Genomic DNA, 20,792 nt, shown 5'->3' with positions numbered 1-20,792 from the left:
AGGTGCCGGGCCGGCTCGACCACGATGTACTGCGTCAGGTCACGGCGAGCTCGGGGACTCCACGACGATCGTGCCGTCGATGATGTCCTTGCGGAGCTGGTCGATCTCGTCCTTGAGCTCCTGAGGAACCTTCGAGTCGAAGTCGTGGTAGGGCGCGATGTCCACGCCGCCGTTCTCGAGCGTGCCCACGTAGGGCTCGTTCGAGAACTCGTCCTCGGAGGCCGCCGTGATGACGTCCTCGACGCCCGCACCGATCTCCTTGAGCACGGAGGTCAGGATGAGGTCGCCGCTGTCGGGGTTGGTCTCGAAGCCGTCGGCGTCGACCCAGATGACCGACACGTCGGTCGCGTCCTTGGCGGCGGCGAGCGTGCCGACGCCGACCGGACCGGCGACGGGCATGATGATGTCGGCACCCTGGTCGATGAAGGTCTGGGTCAGCTGCTGGCCCTGGGACTGGTCCTCGAAGCCACCGGCGAACGAGCCGTCCTGGGTGTCCTTGTTCCAGCCGAGCGTCTTGACGTCGGTGCCGTGCGTCTCGTTGTAGTTCGCGACGCCGTCGACGAAGCCGTCCATGAAGATCGTCACGGACGGGATCTCCAGGCCACCGTAGGTCGCGACGGTGCCGGTCTTGCTCATGCCCGCGGCGAGATAGCCCGCGAGGAACGAGGCCTGCGCGGTGTCGAAGCTGATCGGCTTGACGTTGTCGAGCTCGATCGTGTTGCCGTCAGCGTCTTGTGCCGTCGAGTCGACGATCGCGAAGTCGACGTCGGGGTTGGCCTGGGCGGCGTCGCCCGTGGCCGTCGCGAGGAGGAAGCCGACCGTCACGATGACGTTGCAGTTCTCGGAGATGAGGTTGTCGATGTTCGGAGCGAAGTTCGACTCCTCCTTCGACTCGGCGGTGGCGGTCTGGATGCCCAGGCTCTTCTCGGCAGCCATGAGGCCGTTGTAGCCCGACTCGTTGAAGGACTTGTCGTCGAAGCCACCGGCGTCGGACACCATGCACGCCTTGAAGCTCGACTCCGAGCCCCCGGCCGTGCCCGACGCGCTGCCCTCGTCGGGTGCGCTCCCACATGCAGCCAGCGCCAGCGCGGCGACGGCCGCGAGCGCTGTCATCTGCGTTGCTCTCTTCACCATGAGCTCCTGTCGATCTCGTCGATGGCCCCCGGGAGAAAACCGGGACCTGCCCGCGCTTCGTTGCACGGGTAGGTCACGGGGTCCGTCGGCCTGTATTGATCGAACACTAGCCACGTCGATGGACGTCGGACGTTACTTGCGGGTAACGCGGGCGCTTCGTTATGGAAGCGTCATCTGGCGTCTCAGCCGTGACCGCCGGCGTTCCAGCGGTCGGACACTTGGTTGCACAAGGCAACAGTTCGCCGGGCCTCGTGGAGCCGCACGGGCCGCTCAGCCGAGCGCGACGCGGGCGAGCAGCCGGACCCCCGCCCCGATGGCGGCCTCGTCGACCCGCAGGTCTCCCTGGTGGATGTCGTAGGACCGTCCGCCCGGCGTCCGCGTCCCGAGCCTGGCCATCGCACCGGGCACCTTGGTCAGGTACCAGGCGAAGTCCTCGCCACCGAGCGACTGCTCCGTGAGCAGCACCGAGGCCGGCCCCAGCACGTCGCGCGCCGCGGCCTCGAGCGAGGCCGTGCAGTCCTCGGCGTTCTCGACGGGTGGGACACCACGGGTGTGGTTGACCGTGACCTCCACCTCGTAGGGCGCGACGACCTGCTCGACCGCGTCGTGCAGCACCTGTCCCGCGAACTCCCACGCGCGCACGTCGAGGCAGCGCAGCGTCCCACGGACCGTCCCGGTGCTCGGGATCGCGTTGTGCGCGGACCCGGCGTGCACCGCACCCCACGTGAGGTTGACCCCCGAGCGCGGGTCGAGGCGCCGACCGAGCACCGCGGGGACCTGTGTGATGACCTGCCCGAGCGCATAGACCACGTCGCCCGTCAGGTGCGGGCGCGACGTGTGCCCGCCCGGCGAGGTGATCGTCACGGAGACCTCGTCGGACGCCGAGGTGATGGGGCCGATGCGCGTACCGATCTGCCCCGCATCGACCTTGGGGTCGCAGTGGACCGCGTAGATCTCCTCGATCCCGTCCAGGCCGCCCGCGGCGATCACGTCGAGCGAGCCGCCGGGCTGGACCTCCTCCGCGGGCTGGAAGACGAGCCGGACCGGGCGGGGCAGGTCACCACGCTCGGCGAGCGCGGCCAGGACCAGCCCGGCGCCCAGCACGACCGTCGCGTGCACGTCGTGCCCGCACGCGTGCGCCACCCCCGGGGTCGTCGAGGCCCACGGCAGATCGCAGCGGTCCTGGACGGGGAGCGCGTCGATGTCGGCCCGCAGCGCGACCCGCCCGGCCGCCGCGCCGCCCGGCCCCTCGGCGCCGCCGATGTCGCACACGAGGCCCGTGCCGGGCAGGAGCCTGGGCTCGAGACCCGCCGCGCGCAGCCGGTCGGCGATCAGGGCCGTCGTCCGGGTCTCGGCGCGCGAGACCTCGGGGTGCGCATGGATGTCGCGACGGATCGCGACGAGCTCGTCCTCGAGGCCCGAGGTCAGGTCGACGACCGCGTCCCCGAGCGCCGTGCGCGGCAGCACGTGCGCCGACGCCGGCGGCCTGCCCCCCGTCCGGGTGCGGTCCGACGCGGTGCTGGTCTCGGTGCTCTCCTCAGGACTGCTCACCAGCCGAGACTATCCCCGGCCTCGCGGGCGCGGGCGACCGTGCCACGCTCCGGGACGACCTCGGGGCGCCCCTACTTCATCACCGACGAGACTCGGTGACGGCCTGCCGGTGGGAGCGTCCGCGCTCCCACCGGCAGCAGCGCACAGCGCGGGCCCTGGCTAGAGGAGCTCGTCCAGACCTCGCTCGCGCACCAGGTCGACCATCGACTTGACCTGCTGGGCGCGAGCGCGCGTCGTGACCAGGAGCGCGTCGGGGGTGTCGACCACCACGACGTCGTCGAGCCCGAGGATCGTCACGACCCGGTCGCTCGCCGGGACGACGACCGAGCCCGCGCTCTCGCGCCGCACCACCTTGTCCGCGTCGCCGAGCACCTTGGAACCCGACTCGTCGGCCGAGGGCAGCAGCGCGGCCAGGGAGTTGAAGTCGCCGATGTCGTCCCACCCGAAGTTCCCCGGCACGACCGCGACCCCGCCCACCGCCGCGACCGGCTCGGCGACCGCGTGGTCGATCGCGATCTTCTCCAGGCCCGGCCACACCTCGGCGAGGACACGGTCCCGGTCCGGGGTGTCCCAGGCCGCGGCCACGGTGCGCAGACCGTCGTGCAGCTCGGGGCGCTGGTCCGCGAGGTGCCCGAGCAGGACCGAGGTGCGCGTGATGAACATGCCCGCGTTCCAGCGGTACTCCCCCGACCGGACGTAGCGCTGGGCCGTCGAGGCGTCGGGCTTCTCCGTGAACCCCTGCGCGTGCAGGGCCGTGGGCGCACCGGCGAGGTCCAGCGTGTCCCCGCTCCGGACGTAGCCGAACGCGGTCGAGGGCCGCGACGCCGCGATCCCGACCGTCACGACGTAGCCCGCCCGGGCGGCCTCGACCCCCTCACGGACCGCCTGCTCGAAGGCGGCCTGGCCGGTGATGACCTGGTCGGCCGCGAACGAACCGATCACCACGTCGCCGTGGCGCTGCTCGAGCACCGCGGCCGCCAGGCCGATCGCGGCCATCGAGTCCCGGGGCGAGGGCTCGGCCAGCACCGCGTCGTCGCGCAGCCCCGGGAGCTGGGTGCGCGCGGAGGCGACGTGCTGCCGTCCGGTCACGAGGACGATGCCGTCCTGGCCCGCGAGGGGCGCCAGCCGGTCGACGGTGGCCTGCAGCAAGGACCTGCCGGCCCCCGTCAGGTCCAGCAGGAACTTGGGGTTCCCACGACGCGAGAGCGGCCACAGCCGCGTCCCGGCGCCTCCGGCGGGGATCACCGCGTAGAAGCCGGGGATCGCCGACCCCTGGGCAGACCGGTCCGTCGACGAATCAGGGCTGGGCGCGGGAACGGGAAGGCTCGACATCCTCGAAGCATAGTGACCGGCGCGTGACCGACGCGTGACCGGGCGCCCCGCGACCTCCCGCGGACGGCCATCCGCGCGCCATCGACCCCCGTGTGGAATGAGTCACAATCAGGGCCGGCCGGGCCACCTGGAACGCGCCGCGGTCCGCACCACGATGCCGGTGTCACTATGGTGGAACCCCAGAGACGGATATCGACGGACTCCGGCGAGCCCTGGATCTGCCGCTCTTCCCGACTCCACGGAGCCTCGGCGCGGAGCGGTCGTGAACGGCCCCCGGCGGACGACGTCGTCCAGCTCGATATCTCACCCCTGAACTCGCCACAGGAGGCCCCTAAAGTGCCCAGTGCACCTGCTGGCACGCTGTACCGCGGCCGTGAAGGCATGTGGTCGTGGGTCGCGCATCGCGTGACCGGCGTGCTCATCTTCTTCTTCCTCCTCGTGCACGTGCTGGACACAGCACTGGTACGAGTCTCGCCCGAGGCGTACGACGCCGTCATCGGCACGTACAAGACGGTGATCATGGGACTCGGTGAGGCCGGCCTCGTGGCCGCCATCGTGTTCCACGCCTTCAACGGCGTCCGCATCATCCTCGTCGACTTCTGGGCCAAGGGCCCCAAGTACCAGCGCACCATGCTCTGGGTCGTCGTCGGCCTGTCCGTCGTGACGATGGCGGGCTTCCTGCCCCGCCACCTCATGAACGTCTTCGGAGGTGGGCACTGATGAGCACCACGAGCACCAGCTCTCCCCTCGCGGCCCCCCGCGACCCGTACAAGCGTCAGAAGACGACGCGCTCGAACTACGAGCTGTACAGCTGGGTCTTCATGCGCGCCTCGGGCGTCGTGCTGATCGTCCTCATCTTCGGGCACCTGTTCGTCAACCTCATGGTCGGCGAAGGCGTCCACGCGATCGACTTCGGCTTCGTCGCCGGCAAGTGGGCCAGCCCGTTCTGGCAGGTCTGGGACCTGCTCATGCTCTGGCTCGCGATGATCCACGGGACCAACGGCGTGCGCACGATCATCAACGACTACGCGGAGCGGGACGGCTCGCGCCTCGTGCTCAAGGGCGCCCTGTACCTGGCCTTCGTGGTCGTCACGGTGCTCGGCACGCTCGTGGTCTTCACGTTCGACCCGTGCCCCCCGAACGCCCTGGACTACCAGCTTCCGTCGTTCTGCACCGCCTGACGGCCGTGACGGTCGACGGTCCCCCAGCCGTCGTCTGACACCCCCGTCCCCCCTTCCCACTCGTCACAGGAGGCATCGACACCGATGCAAACCCATCAGTACGACGTCGTCATCGTCGGAGCAGGCGGCGCCGGCATGCGCGCGGCACTGGAGTCGTCCGGCAAGGTCCGCACGGCGGTCATCTCGAAGCTCTACCCCACCCGGTCCCACACCGGCGCGGCGCAGGGCGGCATGTGCGCCGCCCTCGCGAACGTCGAGGAGGACAACTGGGAGTGGCACACGTTCGACACGGTCAAGGGCGGCGACTACCTCGTCGACCAGGACGCCGCGGAGATCATGGCCAAGGAGGCCATCGACGCGGTGCTCGACCTCGAGCGCATGGGCCTGCCGTTCAACCGCACGCCCGAGGGCAAGATCGACCAGCGCCGCTTCGGCGGGCACACGCGCAACCACGGCGAGGCCGCGGTGCGTCGCTCGTGCTACGCCGCGGACCGCACGGGTCACATGATCCTCCAGACGCTCTACCAGAACTGCGTCAAGCAGAACGTCGAGTTCTTCAACGAGTTCTACGTCCTGGACCTCATCACCGACCACGACCTCGCGGCCGAGGACGTGCCCGACGGCGAGCAGGTCAACGCGACCGGTGTCGTGGCCTACGACCTCGCGACCGGCGAGATCCACGTGTTCCAGGCCAAGGCGATCATCTTCGCCACGGGCGGCGCGGGCAAGATCTTCAAGACGACGTCCAACGCGCACACGCTCACGGGTGACGGCATGGCCCTGGCCTACCGCCGCGGCCTGCCGCTCGAGGACATGGAGTTCTTCCAGTTCCACCCGACGGGCCTCGCGGGCCTCGGCATCCTCCTGTCGGAGGCGGCCCGTGGTGAGGGCGGCATCCTGCGCAACGGCGAGGGCGAGCGCTTCATGGAGCGTTACGCCCCGACCATCAAGGACCTCGCGCCGCGCGACATCGTCGCGCGCTCGATGGCGAACGAGGTCCGCGAGGGCCGCGGCGCCGGGCCGAACAAGGACTACGTCCTGCTCGACCTCACGCACCTCGAGCCCGCGCACATCGACGCCAAGCTGCCGGACATCACGGAGTTCGCGCGCACCTACCTCGGCATCGAGCCCTACACCGAGCCGGTCCCCGTGTACCCCACGGCGCACTACGCGATGGGCGGCATCCCGACCAACGTCGAGGGTGAGGTCCTGCGCGACGGTCACAACGTCGTCCGCGGCCTGTACGCGGCCGGCGAGGTCGCGTGCGTCTCGGTCCACGGGTCCAACCGCCTGGGCACCAACTCGCTCCTCGACATCAACGTGTTCGGCAAGCGTGCCGGTCGCGAGGCCGCGAGGTACGCAGCGACGGCCGAGTACCGCGACCTGCCGGCGAACCCGGCCGCAGCCGTGATCACGCAGCTCGACGAGATGCGCAACCGCCCCGACGGCGAGCGCGTGGCCGACGTCCGCAAGGCGCTCCAGGAGACCATGGACGCCAACGCCCAGGTCTTCCGCACGGGCGAGTCGCTCGACCAGGCCCTCTCGGACATCCGCGCCCTCCAGGACCGGTACCGCAACGTCTCGGTCCAGGACAAGGGGCGCCTGTTCAACACGGACCTCCTCGAGGCCATCGAGCTGGGCTTCCTGCTCGACATCGCCGAGGTCACGGTCATCGCCGCGATCAACCGCAAGGAGTCGCGTGGTGGTCACTACCGCGAGGACTACCCGGACCGCGACGACGCCAACTACATGCTCCACACGATGGCCTACCGTCGACCCACGTCCGCCGGCGACACCGCCGACGGCCACGTGGACGGCTACTTCGACCACGTCGAGGAGTTCGATTCCTACAAGATCGTGCTGGGTTCCAAGCCCGTCACCCAGACCCGGTACGAGCCCATGGAGCGTAAGTACTGATGACTGCCACACTCGAAGCCCCTGCCGGTTCTGAGAAGACCGAGGTCGGTGCCGTGCCCTCCTTCGAGGTCACGATCAAGCTCCGCCGGTACAACCCCGAGTCCGAGCACGGCGAGGACGCGTACTGGGAGGAGTACACGGTCCTGGCCCACGGCACGGACCGCGTGCTCGACGCCCTGCACAAGATCAAGTGGGAGCACGACGGCTCGCTGACCTTCCGTCGCTCGTGCGCGCACGGCATCTGCGGGTCCGACGCGATGCGGATCAACGGGCGCAACCGCCTGGCCTGCAAGACGCTGCTCAAGGACGTCAACCCGGACAAGCCGATCACCGTCGAGCCCATCAAGGGCCTGCCGGTGATCAAGGACCTGGTCGTCGACATGGAGCCGTTCTTCGCCTCCTACCGCGAGATCATGCCGTTCCTCATCACCTCGGGGAACGAGCCCAGCAACGAGCGGCTGCAGTCGGCCGAGCAGCGCGAGCGGTTCGACGACACGACCAAGTGCATCCTGTGCGCCGCGTGCACGTCGTCCTGCCCCGTGTTCTGGACCGACGGCCAGTACTTCGGCCCCGCGGCGATCGTCAACGCCCACCGGTTCATCTTCGACTCCCGTGACGAGGGCGCCGCCCAGCGCCTGGAGATCCTCAACGACAAGGAGGGCGTGTGGCGCTGCCGCACGACCTTCAACTGCTCCGAGGCGTGCCCCCGTGGCATCGAGGTCACCAAGGCGATCCAGGAGGTCAAGCGCGCGATGATCACCCGCGCGTTCTGACACCTCTTCCCCGCACTGCCCGACGGCGGTCCCCGGCTCCGGCCGGTGGGCCGCCGTCGGCGTTCGGCGGCTCAGATCCTGACGGACACCCTGGGCTCACGGCCCCGCCGGACGCCCCGGACCACCGGGCTCCAGGGGTAGCCGTACCCGGCGCCACGACGGACGCGCTCCTCGAGCCGCTCGTCCTGCTCGGCCTCGGCCCGCTCCCGCAGCTCGTCCGCCGTCGGCTGCGCGGGCGGGTCCGCGATCCAGGCCGCGACCATGAGCAGGATGCGTGTGACGAAGTTGGCGAGCAGGAGGATCGTCACGAACGTCGCGAACGATCCCAGCAGGGCGTTGCGTGACGAGCTGCCGACGATGATGCTCGTCCCGAGGTAGCGCAGCACCCCGAACGCGGCTGCCGCCGTCATCGCGCCGATGTACAGGTCCTTGCGCGGCGGCCGTACGCCCGCGACGAAGCGGATGATGAGCAGGACCACGATCGCGTCGAAGACGAGCCCGACGAAGATGCCGATCACGGGTACCAGGACCGAACCCAGGACGCCGTGGCCGAACAGCGTCGTGCCGAGCGTCTGGACCACCACGGTCGCGGCCGCGGAGATGACGACGCTGATTCCCAGCACGGCGAACCCGCCCAGCTCTCGCAGCTTGGACAGCACGGGGTTCTGCCCGACGTCCGTGAGCGAGAACATGGCACGGGTCGAGGTGCGCAGCGCCGCCATGAAGGAGATCGCGCTGAACAGCAGCACGAACACCGCGATGATGCTCGACAGGTCGAAGCCCCGGTCGAGGATGAGCTGGTCCGGCGAGATGATGCCCGACCCTTCGGGCGTCTGCTTGATCAGTCCCGGGATCGCCTTGTCGATCTGCGCGAAGATCTCGTCGCGCAGCTCCTCCCTGTTGCCCAGGAAGGCCATGAAGGCCGTGTAGAAGATCGTCAGACCCGCGAACAGGGAGAACAGTGCGGAGTAGGCCATCCCGCCGCACAGGAGCGCTCCACGCTGGACCCCGTACTGCGCGAGCGCACGCGCCGGTCGGGTCGTGTTCCACCAGGTCTGGACGGCCTTGGCGCGGGCGGTGAGGCGAGCGACCGCCCCGGGGCCCTCCGCAGCGCCGTCGTCGGGGGTGGTGCTGCCCGCACTCGGCGGGCGCACGTGCGACGGGGTCGCCTTCTGGATGTCGGAGGAGGGGCCGTCTCGGCCCGGACGTGCTGTCCCGGCCTGACGAGCGTGCGCCGGGGTGGTTGCCTGGGTCATCGCCCGAGCCTAGAAGAGGACGGCCCGACTCACCCGTCCGACGAGCCGGAGAGCTCGAACCGGCGGGCCGGACGCCACACCCCGTCGTCGCCGTGCTCGTACAGGTGGATGCCGGTGACGTCGAACGCGGCCTCGAAGCCCGCCATCTCCTCGAACGCCAGATCCAGCGCCTCGTCGTCGACCTCGTGCGCGACCGTGACGTGCGGGTGGTAGTTGAAGCGCAGCTCCTGGTCCAGGACGCCCGAGCGCACCGCCCCCTCGAGGCCCTCGCACTCGGCGATCCCCTGCGCGACGATCACGAAGACCACGGGTGACACGGGCCGGAACGTCCCGCTCCCCCGCAGGATGACCCGGAACGGTGCCGCTTGGGCCGCGACGCCCTCGAGATGGGCGTAGACCTCGTCGAGGACGGACTCGTCCAGGACGGTCGGGCCGAGCAGCGTGATGTGCGGCGGGATGTCGCCGGCGAACGGGTCGCCGAACGCTGCGCGCGCTTCCTGCAGCGCGGTGCCGTAGGGCTCGGGGATCTCGATCGCGATGCCGATCCGCACCTGGTGCGGACCCCGCTCGGGGAGGTTCATCAGCGCGTCCGACGAGCGGGCAGCAGTCCGACCCGGTCGTAGATGCGGTCGAGGGTGACCTGCGCCAGGCCACGCGCACGTTCGGCGCCCCTGGCGAGGACCGCGTCGAGCTCTGCCGGGTCCGACAGGTACTCGTTCGCCCGCGCCTGGAACGGGGTCAGGAAGTCGACCACGACCTCGGCCAGGTCCACCTTGAGGTGCCCGTAACCCTTGCCCGCGTAGTCCGCCGCGATCTCCTCGACAGGCCGCGACGTGAGGGCGGAGAAGATCGTCAGGAGGTTCGAGATCCCCGGCTTGGCCACGGGGTCGTAGCGGATCTCGTTCTCGGAGTCCGTCGCGGCCGACTTGATGCGCTTGGCGGCGGCCTTGGGGTCCTCGAGCAGCCAGATGACGCCCTTGCCCCCCGACGAGGACTTGCTCATCTTGGCCGTGGGCTCCTGCAGGTCGTAGATCTTCGCGACGGCCTTGACGATGTGCGGCTCGGGGACGACCGTGGTGTCCGCACCGAAGCGGGAGTTGAGGCGCTCGGCAAGATTGCGTGCGAGCTCGAGGTGCTGTCGCTGGTCCTCACCGACAGGCACGAGCGCCGCGTCGTAGAGGAGGATGTCGGCGGCCATGAGCACGGGGTAGGTGAACAGCCCCACCGTCGTCCCGTCGGTGCCCTGCTTCGCCGACTTGTCCTTGAACTGGGTCATGCGTCCGGCCTCGCCGAACCCCGTCTGGCAGGAGAGCACCCAGGCGAGCTCCGCGTGCTCGGGGACGTGCGACTGCACGAACAGCGTCGACCCCTCGGGGTCCACCCCGCCCGCCAGGTACTGGGCAGCGGTGCGGCGGGTGCGCTCGCGCAGCTTCTCGGGCTCGGGGTTCACCGTCAGGGCGTGCATGTCGACGACACAGTAGATCGCGTCGTACGACTCCTGCAGGGCGACCCACTGGCTCAGAGCCCCGATGTAGTTGCCCAGCTGGAGGGAATCTTCCGTGGGCTGCATCCCCGAGAAGATGCGTGGACGCCGTACGCCGGGAACCTCGTTGACCATTGCCCCATTCTGACAGGTCGGCGTGCCGCCGCCGAATCCGGTCCCGGCCTCCGGGACGCGACCGACCGGGCTCAGGTCGCCTCGTCGTCGAAGGGTGCCCGCCGCACGGGCACAGGCACCTCGGTGGCGGCGCCACCGGAGGGCGGAGGAGGCACAGGACCCGGGGCGCGCGGGCGCGCAGGCGCGCCCAGCACGTCGTCGTCGAGCAGCGCCTCCCGGACGATGCGCCGGGGGTCGTACTGGCGCGGGTCCAGCTTGGACCAGTCCACGTCGCCGACCTGGTCGCCCAGCTCGTCGTCCACCCGCGCCTTCGCGTCCTTCAGGAAGCCTCGAGCGGTGCGGACGAACGCGCCGAGCTGCTCGGCGTACCGGGGAAGCCTCTCCGGACCGATGACGATCACCGCGACCACCAGAATGATCCCGAATTCCCAGCCGTTGATTCCGAACACGCGGTCAGACTACTCGCTCGTGGCTTCGTCGAGCACGACACGGACGTCACGCTCCTGGTCGCCCGTGCGGACCCGCAGCGTCACGGTGTCACCCGGAGCCTTGGCCCTGATCGCGACGATGAGCTCGTCGCTCAGGCTCACGGGCCTGCCGTCGATCGACAGGATGACGTCGCCCGCCTGGATCCCCGCCGCTGCCGCGGGGCCGTCCGCCGTCACCGGCGCCTGGCCACCCTGCGGCTCGGTCGTCACCTGGACGCCCTCGCCCTGGTAGCGGGAGTCGAGCAGCACCCCGATCACCGGATACGTGGCCGTCCCGCTCGCCATGAGCTCCTCCGCGGTGCGTCGTGCCTGGTTCGAGGGGATCGCGAACCCCAGCCCGATGCTGCCCGTCGCCGAGCCCGTGCCGGGCGGCTGCGCGATCGCCGAGTTCACCCCGACGACCTCCCCCGCACCGTTGACGAGCGGTCCGCCCGAGTTGCCGGGATTGATCGCGGCATCCGTCTGGATGGCGTCGATGAACGCCGTCTCCGCCGAGTCGCCGGCTGCGACCGGTCGGTGCAGGGCGCTCACGATGCCCGTGGTGACCGTGCCGTTGAGACCGAGCGGCGCACCGATCGCGACGACGGGGTCTCCCACCACCACCGAGTCGCTGTCGCCGAGCACGAGCGGCGTCAGCCCCGTCTCGTCGACCTTGACGACAGCGAGGTCGTAGTCGGGAGTGCGGCCCACGATCTCGGCAGGACGTTCGCTGCCGTCGGCGAAGAGCACCGTGACCTCGCCGCCGGCCGCGCCGGCCGCGACGACGTGGTTGTTCGTGAGGATGAACCCGTCCTCGCGGATCACGAAGCCCGAACCGGTCGAGACGCCGTCCGCACCCTCCACCTGGAGCGAGACCACGCTCGGCAGGACGCTCGCCGCCACGGCCGCGACCGATCCCTGCGGACGTTCCTCCCCGGGCGCGATCCCGGATGCCGGCAGCGACACGTCGACGGGCCGCCGGTCGGCTCCGTCCATGATCCTGTCCGCGGCGACGCCGCCGACCGCCCCGGCGACCAGAGCCAGTGCGGCGACGCCGGCGACCGCGCCCACGCCGAAGCGGCGCCGCTTCGTCGGAGCAGGTCGCCCCTGCCCGCCCCAGGGCTCGACAGGGGGCGTCGCCGGGCCGGTCTGCGGGTCCTGGACCGGGTGCGGCGGACGAGGGGGCTGGCCCGGAGGGTAGGAACCGGGCTGGCGCACCTGGTAGGAGGGCGGGGGCGGGACCGGGGCCACGCGGCCCGCGGACGAGCCGTAGCCCTCGAGCCCGGGGCGCGCGACCGGGAGCGAGCCCAGCGGGGCGCCGTACGGCCGGGTGTCGCCCTGCCCGGGAGCCGGTGCGGGTGCGGCGGGGACCGCCGGGTTGCTCTCGGCCGAGGTCAGCGCCACGCGGGGCGTCGACCGGTACGCCGAGGGCGGGGCGAAGGGGTTCCTGGGCTCGTGCGGCGGCTCCTGCGGCGCGCCCTCGTCGGGCGACGGGACTCTCGGTGCGGGCGCCTGCGCGTCCGACGGCGGTGCGTCGACCGCGTCGGGGGTGGCAGGCGAGTCTGCGGCCGGCTGCGGCTCCGCGGGTCCGGGCGCTGAGTCGTGTGCGGTCATGGGGTGCCCAAGGCTCCTGTCATGGTCGTCCATCCCCGGGAGATACGGGCCGGGACCCCCTCGTCGAAGTCGTGCGCAGGGAACGTCGCCACGAACGCGGCGAGGACCTCCTTGCGCGCCTCCGCCACCACGTCGATCACCGTGTCCCCAGCCTGCCACACGATGTGCCACGGCTCGTCGGAAAGGACGTAGACGGCGCGCCCGTCGAACCCCTCGGACCGGGTCAGGGACGTCGTGTCCAACCGGCCCACCTGCTCACGCACCACGATCGTCCCCTCGGGCCCCTCGAGCTCGACCTGCAGGACGTCCCTCGCGTCCCCGACGAGATGGACACCCGTGACGTCGAACCCCTCGATGATCCCCGAGGGGCTCGTCCACCCGTGCTCGGCCATCCAGGCGAGCGCGGCGGAGTCGACCAGGTCCAGGGAGTCGGCAGGGCCGGCGTCCGAGCCCGCCGCGCTGTTCCCCGACCCGCCTGCCGCGGGAAGCACCGGGACCAGGTCGACCTCCGCCGGGTCCTGCCCGTCGTTCCCGGCCTGCGCGAGCAGCGTCAACGGGGCGGCAACGTGCCGGTCCGGGACCACCACGGGGCGGTCGCCGAGCGTGAACAGGGCGACCGCGAGCACGGCGACGCCGCTCGAGGCCGCGACGACCATCCGACGTGAGCGACGTCGTCGGGCGTGCGCCACGAAGTCCCCCGTGAGGGCGTCGCGCAGCGCGCCGGCCTCGGCCGACGCGGCCCACGGGTCACGCGCCGGCGGCCCCTGCCGCAGCGGGTCGCCCTGCGTCCCCGGGATCTCCGAGGACAGCGCGAGCAGCCGGGACGTCAGGTCCGTCGTGGGCAGCACGTCCCGCGCGCACGACAGCCGCTTGCGCACGGCCCGGGCCACGGCGAGCTCTGCGGCGCACTGGTCGCAGCCCGCGACGTGCGTCAGCGCACGCTCACGCGTGGCGGGCGAGAGCTGGTCGTCGGCGAGGGCGCTGACGAGGGTCCCGAGGTGCGTCATGGTCCCCCCGGCGTGGTGTGCGTCGCGAGCGCCGCGAGCTCGTCGACGGCGCTGTCCGGGGAGAGCGCCGAGCCGTCGCCGTCCGCGCGGCCGTCCGTGGCAGGGCGTTCCGAAGGATCGCGGTGCGGCAACGCGGCCCGGAGCTGGGTGCGGGCACGGTGGATGCGCGAGCGCACCGTGCCCAGCTTGATCCCGAGCGTGACCGCGATCTCCTCGTAGCTCAGCCCCTCGATGTCGCACAGCACGACTGCCGCCCGGTACTCCGGGGACAGGGCGTCGAGCGCCCGCTGCACGTCGTGGTCGAGGTTCGTGTGCTCGTACCCTCGCTCCGGGTGGGTCATCTCGCCCGTGGCCGGGTACTGCGCCGAGTCGTCCCCCATGGCCTCCATGCGGATGCGCTGCTTGCGTCGCACCTGGTCCAGGAAGAGGTTGGTCGTGATGCGGTGGAGCCAGCCCTCGAAGGTCCCGGGCGTGTAGCTCGACAACGAGCGGAACACCCGGATGAACGTCTCCTGGGTCAGGTCCTCGGCATCGTGCTGGTTCCCGGTCAGGCGGTACGCCAGCCTGTACACGCGCGCGGAGTGCTCCCGCACGATCTGGTCCCACGAGGGGGGCGTCCAGGGCTGGGCACTCACGTCACTGCTCACACGGTCCATTGTCCCCTCTCAACGCAGCACGGCCCGCATCCGTTCCCGTCCCCGCACGGACGTCGACACGACGTGCACGAAACCTCCCCTCGCATGCTCCCCTGCCAGCGCTTTCGGACCCTTCGACCGGTACGATCACTTCACCTGCACCGCGCGGTGCCGTCGCACCGCAGCAGTCCGTCCGGGTCACCGGAGGGACGCGGTGCCCAAGACCAGGAGGGTTCTATCACCACCGACATCGGCCGGACGAACGCCAAGGCGTCGAGCTGGACCTACTGCGAGGAGTTCGTGCCGGAGGACGACGTCCTCCTGCGCGCTCGCGAGCGCGCCGCCGAGCTGGGTTGCCCCGCCGTCCTGCCCGGCGTGGGGGCCGTCCTCCAGGCGCTCGCTGCCGCCCTCGCCGCCCGCGCGGTCGTCGAGATCGGCACGGGCACCGGCGTCGCCTCGCTCTGGCTGCTCCGGGGAATGCCCGAGGACGGCGTCCTGACCACGATCGACGTCGACGTCGAGCACCAGCGCGCTGCCAAGGAGGCCTTCTCCGAGGCAGGGATCCGTGCGACGCGTACCCGGACCATCCCCGGTCGGGCGAGCGACGTGCTGCCCCGGCTCACCGACGGCGCCTACGACCTCGTGCTCGTCGGGGCGGACCGGCACAGCTACCCCGAGTACGTCGAGCAGGCGCTGCGCCTCCTGCGACCCGGCGGCATCCTGGCCGTCGACGGCGCGCTCGTGGGCGACCGCGTGGCAGACCCTGCACGCCGCGACGAGGTCACGGCGATCGTCCGTGAGGTCGGCCGGTCGCTGCGTGCCGACGAGCGCGTCCTGCCCGCCCTGATCCCCAGCGGCGACGGGCTCCTGCTGGGCGTGCGGCGGTAGTCGCGCACGACGAGAGAGGGCCCCTTCACCGATCCCGGCGAAGGGGCCCTCTTCTGCGTCGAGTATCAGTCGAGGTCGCGCAGGAACCGCAGCAGGAGGCGCGCGCCGTAGCCGGTCGCCCCTTCCGTGACCTCGTGCCGTGACGCCGTCGCACGTGCCGGGCCCGCGATGTCGAGGTGGACCCACGGCAGGCCGCCCGTGAACTCGCGCAGGAACAGGGCTGCGGTGATCGATCCACCACCGCGGGCCTCGAGCGGGACGTGCCGCAGGTCCGCGACGTCCGAGCGCAGTGCGTTCGTGTAGTCCTCGACGAGCGGCATGTGCCAGACCTGCTCGCCCGTGACGGCGGCCGCGGCCTCGAACCCGCTCACGAGCTCGGGGCTGGTGGCGTACAGCGCCGCGTGGCCCCGTCCGAGGCCGACGCTGGCCGCTCCCGTGAGGGTCGCGACGTCGATCAGCAGGTCCGGCGCGAGCCGCGCGACCGCGTAGCCCAGGGCGTCCGCCAGGACGAGGCGCCCCTCGGCGTCCGTGTTCGCGATCTCGACGGACGTGCCCGAGTACGTCCGCAGCACGTCGCCCGGTCGGTAGGAGTCCGCACCGAAGTGGTTCTCGGCGAGCGGCAGGACGGCCGTGACCTTGTGCCGCACGCCCGACTCCGCGGCTCCGAGCACCGCGGCCAGCGCCACCGCGGCGCCGGCCATGTCCGTCTTCATGGGCACCATGGCCTCACGCGGCTTGATCGACAGGCCGCCCGTGTCGTACGTGATGCCCTTCCCGACGAGGACGACGTGGCGCTCGGCGTCCTCGGGCTCGTACGTGACGGTCACGAGACGCGGCGGGCTGGCCGACGCGGCCCCCACGGCCAGCAGGGCGCCGAATCCCTGTGCCGCGAGCTCCTTGGGACCGAGCACCTCGACGGCCAGACCGGCCGCGCCGGCCAGGGCCGTGGCCTGCTCGGCGACCCACGCGGGGTCCTTGACGTTCGAGGGCGTGTTGGCGAGGTCCCGGACGAGCCAGGTCGCCGTGGCCGCGATCTCGGCGGCCCGGAGCTGGGGCTCCCTGCTCTCGCCGAGGAGCACGAGCTGCTCGGCGGGTGCGTCCGGGGCCGGGCCCACGGTCGTCCGCGCGGGCGCCGGGCGTCCGAAGCGCGGGACGCGGTAGGCGGCGAGGAGATAGCCCTCGACGAACGCCTGCACGCCCGCCGCTGTCGCGTCCGCGGTGACCGCGCTCACGACCCGTTCGAGACCACGGGTGGCCCCTGCCAGGGCGGCGCCGGCACGACGCAGCTCCTGGTCCGTCCCGCCACCGATCCCGAGCAGCACGATCGTCGACGGCAGCCCCGCCCACGGGAGGCGGTGCGTGGAACCGGAACGGGCCCGTGGGAGGTCGACGGTCGCGACCTGGCCGGCCGCGCCGCGGAAGGCGGCGCCCCCGGAGCGGTCCGCGAGCTCGGCCAGGTCGATGCCGTAGCGTGCGGTCGCGTCCACGGTGCCCGCCCGCGGCTGGAGACCGTCCTCCTCCTCGAGCGGAGGAGCGACGGCGACCACGAGCGCGGCCACCGCGTCGTCGGTGAGGAACGGGCAGTCCAGGACCGTGCCCGGTGCCTCGACCACCTCGGGGAGGTGTCGGGGGACGCCCCCGACGGGCGGGAGGTCAGGGACTGGCTGTGCTGCCTGGGCTGCGCGCGCGGTCAAGGTGTCTCAGCCCACGACGGCTTGAAGAGCCTCGCCCAGCTCGCTGGCCTCGGTCGCGTTGAGCTCCACCACGAGTCGACCGCCACCCTCGAGCGGGACGCGCATGACGATGCCGCGACCTTCCTTGGTGACCTCGAGCGGGCCATCCCCCGTACGCGGCTTCATCGCAGCCATTGTGGGCTCTCCATTCCGTAGTCCAGTACTGCTGTGGTCGACGTCCCGGCAGGTCGGCGGCGCGTCGCCGCGCCGACCGTCCAGAGGACGTCCAGGTATCATTCTAGTTCACCGATACGACACGCCGTGGCCGCAAATGCCCAGATCGTGACCTCGGGGGCGCTAGGAGGCGCCGATCGGCGCTACGGCGGCCAGCCGCTCGGCGGCGTGAGACGCCACAGCGACCAGATCCACCACGCCTGACCCGCCACGCCGGCCGCGACGCACCCCCAGAACCACCATCGGGAGCGGGTCCAACCGATCGTGACCGCAGCCAGGGGAAAAGCCAGCAGCAAGAACCTGACGATGCTCGTCCAGGGCTCGATCACGGCGACCAGGTATCCCAGGTACGCGAGCGGCCAGGCCTGGAGCTCGGGGCCCAGGCGCCGCGCCACGGGGCTCAGCCCGAGAGCCGCGACCCCCGCCAGGACGACCGCCAGGACCCACGGCCCGGCACCACTGAAGAGTGCCCGAGAGATGTCCAACCACGGCAGGAAGGGCACCACGGGTCCGGTCCCTCGCCAGGCCGCCTGGGTCAGGAAGTACGCGTCCGAGCGGCCCGTGACGAGCCCGCACACGACCTGCCAGAGCAGACCGCTGAGCACGGCGACGACCAGGAGGGCGCCGATCCGCGCGACGTCCCACCACGGGACGGGCCCGTGGGTCGGGGCGGGGTCCGCCACGTCGGCCGGCGCAGCGCCCACCGCCGGACCCGCCCCGAGCGCTCCCGGCACGTGGTCGCCCGGCGGGCCGCCGCTCGTCGCGGGAGCGCCGGCTCGGCGCGTGCGCCGCCACTCCTGGAGGCGCACGACCGCGTGCCACGCCACGACCAGCGCGAGCGGCAGAGCGACCGCGCGCGTGAACCCGAGCAGCAGGATCACGAGCCCGGCCCACTCGTAGCGTCTCGCCCAGAGCAGGTACAGGGCCGAGGCGATCAGCAGGAGCGCGAGCGCCTCGGTGTAGGCGACCTGGAGCACGACCGAGGACGGGAAGACGCTCACGAGCGCGACCGTCGCGAGCGGCAGGCCGGGCCGTCGCGCGACGGCCCGGTGGCCTGCCCGCTCGACGAGCCGGTGGATCACGAGCACGGCGCCCGCCCCGCAGAGCAGCGCGATCGTGGGCGCGACGAGGTCCCAGCCCAGCCCGGTGACCTGCTGGACCGCGCGCACCAGGAACGGGAAGAGGGGGTAGAAGGCCCAGACGTTCTGCCGCACCGTCCCGTCGGGCCCCACGGGCAGCTCCGCGGGATACCCGTTCTCGGCGATCTGCTGGTACCACGAGGCGTCCCACATCCGCCCCGTCCACGCGGTGTACGACGGCGCCGCGTCCGTCCAGAGGTTGGCCTCCTGCCAGCGCGAGACGACCAGGAGGATCAGGGCCGTCACGAGCCGCGCCGCCGCGTAGACGGCCAGGACCTGGACCCACCACGGCCAGCGTCGAGGTGCGATCGCCACGCGGCGGTGCGGGGTCCGGCTCACCGTCCTGGTCGTCCCGGTCGACCCGGAAGCCGCGGCCGTCCCGGTCGCCCCGGCCGCCCCGGCCGCCCCGGTCGCCCCGGCCGCCCCGGTCGCCCCGGCCGCCCCGGTCGTCCCGGCCGCCGCGGCAGGGGCGCCGTCGGGCGCAGCAGCGTCGGCCCCCTCCCGAGGGCTCATGCCAGACCGCGCAGCGCGCGCGTCGGCGGCACGTCTCCGCGGATCGCCGCGACCATGTCCAGGACCCGTCGGGTCGCCGCGACGTCGTGGGCCCGGAAGACGCGGGCACCGAGCCACGCGGCGACAGCGGTCGCCGCGAGCGTCCCCTCGAGGCGTTCGTCGGCGGGCAGGTCGAGCGTCTCGCCCACGAAGTCCTTGCGTGAGAGCGCCATGAGCAGCGGGAAGCCGAGTCCTGCGAGCGCCTGCGTCCTGCGCACCAGATGGAGCGAGTGCCAGGTGTTCTTCCCGAAGTCGTGGGTCGGGTCGACGAGGATCGAGGCCGCGGGCACGCCGCACGCGACCGCGCGCGCGGCCGCGGCGGCGAGCGTCGTCACGACGTCCTGCACGACGGCGTCACGCGGGTCGTGCGGACGGGGCGCCCCGTCCTGCTCCGCGGGCTGGTAGGCGACGCGGAACGGGTCGGTCCGCGGTACGGCTCCGCCCGTGTGCGAGCACACGACGCCCACGCCGAGCTCGCCCGCGACCTCGACCAGGGCCGGGTCGTGCCCGGCCCACGTGTCGTTGATCAGGTCGGCCCCGGCCAGCGCGGCCTCCCGGGCGACCTCGGACCGCCACGTGTCGACGCTCACGAGCAGGTCCGGGAACTCCGCTCGCACCCGCGCCACGAAGGGCACGACGCGCCGGATCTCCTCGACCGGGGTGACCTCGGGCCCCGTCCCCGCACGCACTCCCCCGACGTCGACGATCGCGGCACCCGCGGACCACGCCCGCGCGACGGCCTCGAGGGCCGCTCCGTCGTCGGGCTGGCGGGCAGGGGCGTAGAACGAGTCGGTCGTGCGGTTGACGATCGCCATGACCACGGGGCGCTCCGGACGCCCGGGAGCCGACTCGTCGACGCCGACCTCACGCCCTCGCAGGACCAGCGGCGCGCTCTGCGGCGGGACCGGCGACTCCGGGCCGGCGAAGGAGCGGTCGTGCGTCCGGGCGGTCCCCACCTCCGGACCGGAGTGCCGGGTCACCGGTCGCCGGAGGCCCGCTGCTGTGCGGTTGCCGTGTCGGCCACCGACTCGAGCTCCTCGGCGCGCAGCTGCTCGCCGCGCTCGCACACGTACTGGACGGCCTCTGCCGGGTCGTCGCACAGGTACAGCAGGTCGAGGTCGTGCGCGCTGATCATGCCGCGGCCGGCGACCGTCGTGCGGGCCCAGTCCAGCAGGCCCTGCCAGTACTCGGTGTCCACGAGCGCGATGGGGAACTCGGTGACCTTGTGCGTCTGGACCAGGGTCAACGCCTCGAAGAGCTCGTCGAACGTGCCGAACCCGCCCGGCAGGACGACGAAGCCCTGCGCGTACTTGACGAACATGGTCTTGCGGGCGAAGAAGTACCGGAAGTTCACGCCGAGGTTGACGTACTTGTTCATACCCTGCTCGAACGGGAGCTCGATCCCGAGACCGATCGACAGACCGCCCGCCTCGTTGGCACCCTTGTTCGCGGCCTCCATGATCCCGGGGCCGCCACCCGTGATGACCGCGAGGTCGCGCTCGGCCAGGAGGCGACCGACCTCCTCGGCCAGCGCGTAGTCCGGATGATCCGGGCTCGTGCGCGCGGACCCGAAGACCGACACCGCCGGGCCGACCTCGGCGAGGGCTCCGAAGCCCTCGACGAACTCGCTCTGGATCCTCATGACCCGCCACGGGTCGCTGTGCACCCAGTCCGCGCTGCCGGCGGTGTCCAGGAGGCGCTGGTCGGTCGTCTGCTGGGGGATCTGCTCGCCCCGCAGCAGCACCGGCCCCTTGCGGTAGCCGGTGCCTGCCTGGGGAACTCCGTCGTCGCTCATGCTCTCGAGCCTAAGCGTTCCGCGGA

20 protein-coding genes are annotated in these 20,792 nt (G+C 71.9%); 5 read left to right on the top strand and 15 right to left on the bottom strand.

Going from position 1 to position 20,792, the window contains the following annotated elements:
• Window positions 1-39: 39 nt before the first annotated feature.
• From JOD49_RS18135 to JOD49_RS18125, 3 genes are all read right to left on the bottom strand, one after another.
• Complete coding sequence (locus JOD49_RS18135; protein WP_372441365.1) at window positions 40-1,131, bottom strand: BMP family lipoprotein; 1,092 nt, start codon at window positions 1,129-1,131, stop codon at window positions 40-42.
• Between the two features lie 273 nt (window positions 1,132-1,404).
• Window positions 1,405-2,601: an amidohydrolase gene (locus tag JOD49_RS18130; RefSeq protein WP_205309083.1), complete on the bottom strand. Its 1,197-nt coding sequence runs from the start codon at window positions 2,599-2,601 to the stop codon at window positions 1,405-1,407.
• 243 nt (window positions 2,602-2,844) lie between these two features.
• Complete coding sequence (locus JOD49_RS18125) at window positions 2,845-4,017, bottom strand: mannose-1-phosphate guanylyltransferase (RefSeq protein WP_205308405.1); 1,173 nt, start codon at window positions 4,015-4,017, stop codon at window positions 2,845-2,847.
• Between the two features lie 336 nt (window positions 4,018-4,353).
• Between JOD49_RS18125 and sdhC the strand changes: the two genes are divergently transcribed.
• The 4 genes from sdhC to JOD49_RS18105 all read left to right on the top strand — a co-directional run bounded on the left by sdhC (window position 4,354) and on the right by JOD49_RS18105 (window position 7,888).
• Window positions 4,354-4,737, top strand: a complete 384-nt coding sequence (gene sdhC, locus JOD49_RS18120; protein ID WP_205308404.1) for a succinate dehydrogenase, cytochrome b556 subunit — start codon at window positions 4,354-4,356, stop codon at window positions 4,735-4,737.
• Complete coding sequence (sdhD, locus tag JOD49_RS18115; protein ID WP_205308403.1) at window positions 4,737-5,198, top strand: succinate dehydrogenase, hydrophobic membrane anchor protein; 462 nt, start codon at window positions 4,737-4,739, stop codon at window positions 5,196-5,198. The genes sdhC and sdhD overlap by 1 nt, the downstream gene beginning before the upstream one ends.
• Before the next feature lie 84 nt (window positions 5,199-5,282).
• Complete coding sequence (gene sdhA, locus JOD49_RS18110; RefSeq protein WP_205308402.1) at window positions 5,283-7,115, top strand: succinate dehydrogenase flavoprotein subunit; 1,833 nt, start codon at window positions 5,283-5,285, stop codon at window positions 7,113-7,115.
• Complete coding sequence (locus tag JOD49_RS18105) at window positions 7,115-7,888, top strand: succinate dehydrogenase iron-sulfur subunit (RefSeq protein WP_205308401.1); 774 nt, start codon at window positions 7,115-7,117, stop codon at window positions 7,886-7,888. The genes sdhA and JOD49_RS18105 overlap by 1 nt, the downstream gene beginning before the upstream one ends.
• Window positions 7,889-7,959: 71 nt before the next feature.
• On the opposite strand, the gene JOD49_RS18100 is transcribed toward JOD49_RS18105, so the two are convergent.
• From JOD49_RS18100 to sigE, 7 genes are all read right to left on the bottom strand, one after another.
• The gene (locus JOD49_RS18100; protein ID WP_205308400.1) at window positions 7,960-9,144 is read right to left on the bottom strand and encodes a YihY/virulence factor BrkB family protein; all 1,185 of its coding nucleotides are present in this window, start codon (window positions 9,142-9,144) and stop codon (window positions 7,960-7,962) included.
• 29 nt (window positions 9,145-9,173) lie between these two features.
• Window positions 9,174-9,725 carry a 2'-5' RNA ligase family protein gene (locus tag JOD49_RS18095; RefSeq protein WP_205308399.1) on the bottom strand — a complete coding sequence of 184 codons (552 nt, stop codon included), beginning with the start codon at window positions 9,723-9,725 and terminating at the stop codon, window positions 9,174-9,176.
• A complete protein-coding gene (gene trpS, locus JOD49_RS18090; protein ID WP_205308398.1) occupies window positions 9,725-10,762 on the bottom strand; it encodes a tryptophan--tRNA ligase in 1,038 nt (345 codons plus the stop codon). Before trpS ends, JOD49_RS18095 begins: the two co-directional genes overlap by 1 nt.
• Before the next feature lie 71 nt (window positions 10,763-10,833).
• Complete coding sequence (locus tag JOD49_RS18085; RefSeq protein ID WP_205308397.1) at window positions 10,834-11,211, bottom strand: twin-arginine translocase TatA/TatE family subunit; 378 nt, start codon at window positions 11,209-11,211, stop codon at window positions 10,834-10,836.
• Window positions 11,212-11,220: 9 nt separating this feature from the next.
• Window positions 11,221-12,843, bottom strand: a complete 1,623-nt coding sequence (locus JOD49_RS20390; RefSeq protein WP_239525255.1) for a S1C family serine protease — start codon at window positions 12,841-12,843, stop codon at window positions 11,221-11,223.
• Entirely contained in the window at window positions 12,840-13,850 is a 1,011-nt protein-coding gene (locus JOD49_RS18075; protein WP_205308396.1) for an anti-sigma factor family protein, read from the bottom strand. Before JOD49_RS18075 ends, JOD49_RS20390 begins: the two co-directional genes overlap by 4 nt.
• Window positions 13,847-14,506: an RNA polymerase sigma factor SigE gene (sigE, locus tag JOD49_RS18070; protein WP_205308395.1), complete on the bottom strand. Its 660-nt coding sequence runs from the start codon at window positions 14,504-14,506 to the stop codon at window positions 13,847-13,849. The genes JOD49_RS18075 and sigE overlap by 4 nt, the downstream gene beginning before the upstream one ends.
• A gap of 216 nt (window positions 14,507-14,722) precedes the next feature.
• On the opposite strand from sigE, the gene JOD49_RS18065 reads away from it, so the two are divergent.
• Window positions 14,723-15,373 carry an O-methyltransferase gene (locus JOD49_RS18065; RefSeq protein ID WP_372441364.1) on the top strand — a complete coding sequence of 217 codons (651 nt, stop codon included), beginning with the start codon at window positions 14,723-14,725 and terminating at the stop codon, window positions 15,371-15,373.
• A 65-nt stretch (window positions 15,374-15,438) separates the two neighbouring features.
• Here the strand turns inward: JOD49_RS18065 and JOD49_RS18060 are convergent, their stop codons facing one another.
• From JOD49_RS18060 to JOD49_RS18040, 5 genes are all read right to left on the bottom strand, one after another.
• Window positions 15,439-16,986 (bottom strand): leucyl aminopeptidase family protein, encoded by a 1,548-nt coding sequence (locus JOD49_RS18060; RefSeq protein ID WP_205308393.1) that lies wholly within the window; start codon window positions 16,984-16,986, stop codon window positions 15,439-15,441.
• An 87-nt stretch (window positions 16,987-17,073) separates the two neighbouring features.
• Complete coding sequence (locus JOD49_RS18055) at window positions 17,074-17,241, bottom strand: DUF3117 domain-containing protein (RefSeq protein WP_064506638.1); 168 nt, start codon at window positions 17,239-17,241, stop codon at window positions 17,074-17,076.
• A gap of 182 nt (window positions 17,242-17,423) precedes the next feature.
• Entirely contained in the window at window positions 17,424-18,932 is a 1,509-nt protein-coding gene (locus JOD49_RS20385; protein ID WP_239525254.1) for a putative hexosyltransferase, read from the bottom strand.
• Window positions 18,929-19,927, bottom strand: coding sequence for a dihydropteroate synthase (gene folP / locus JOD49_RS18045; RefSeq protein WP_205308392.1), 999 nt, complete (start codon window positions 19,925-19,927; stop codon window positions 18,929-18,931). Before folP ends, JOD49_RS20385 begins: the two co-directional genes overlap by 4 nt.
• Window positions 19,928-19,947: 20 nt before the next feature.
• On the bottom strand, window positions 19,948-20,766 hold the full coding sequence (locus JOD49_RS18040; RefSeq protein WP_205308391.1) for an LOG family protein: 819 nt from the start codon (window positions 20,764-20,766) through the stop codon (window positions 19,948-19,950).
• Window positions 20,767-20,792: the final 26 nt, after the last annotated feature.

Source organism: Oerskovia jenensis, assembly GCF_016907235.1.
Classification (GTDB): domain Bacteria; phylum Actinomycetota; class Actinomycetes; order Actinomycetales; family Cellulomonadaceae; genus Oerskovia; species Oerskovia jenensis.
The sequence above is the reverse complement of the archived record's forward strand: the minus strand, read 5'-3'. Positions and strand labels throughout refer to the sequence as shown.